This is a genomic window from Achromobacter sp. GbtcB20 (assembly GCF_019091095.1).
Lineage (GTDB): Bacteria > Pseudomonadota > Gammaproteobacteria > Burkholderiales > Burkholderiaceae_B > Achromobacter > Achromobacter mucicolens.
The window spans coordinates 1-599 of the sequence record NZ_JAGXJZ010000168.1; the positions used below are offsets into that span (position 1 = coordinate 1).

Annotated in this window: 1 protein-coding gene; it reads left to right on the forward strand. The window is 60.8% G+C overall.

Going from position 1 to position 599, the window contains the following annotated elements:
• Positions 1-161: ATP-binding protein (locus tag KVT32_RS28385; protein ID WP_254637056.1), on the forward strand; the 161-nt coding region annotated here is incomplete at its 5' end.
• Between the last annotated feature and the right edge of the window lie 438 nt (positions 162-599).

The following is a 599-nucleotide window of genomic DNA, read 5'->3' on the forward strand; positions in this document are numbered from 1 at the left end:
TCTACCGAGTTGATCCGGCACGGCAACGAAATACGGCGGGCGCCGGTCTTGGCCTTGCCATCGTGAAATCGATTGCGGAGGCACATGGTGGCTCTGTTGCCGTGACCTCCAGTGAGCTTGTCACCAGGTTTGACTTGGTATTGCCCCATCTGCGGCAGTAGTCCGAGGGCGCTGCGGTCCGTCCAGCCAACTGGCGTATCTCTTTGCCTGATTCTGGGATCTACCCGGCCGGCCACGTTGCTACGCGAGCGGGACATTTTTTCTCCGTGACTGCCACGTGCCCAGTCCTAGCGGCAGGCGCCGACATCATGCGCTTGTGTATCCCATCGCTACGCCCACACCGCGCGCGGGGGCCTTTGCTCGGTCGTGATCCGGTCACCGATCGTCGATAGCCTCAGCGGTCAGTGCCGAACGTCTGCCTGCTCGGCGCCTCGATCGCGCGCAGACCTGGCTGTGTGCGCTGAGCCCCTGAGGTGAGTTGGAAGTTGGTCTGCTGGTTCGTTGCGCGGGTATATGTACCCGTAGCTGGGTACAGAGAGTCTTATTGATCAAGATCAAGGTACTGCTATCAGGCGCCGGCTGCATATGAACGCAGCCAA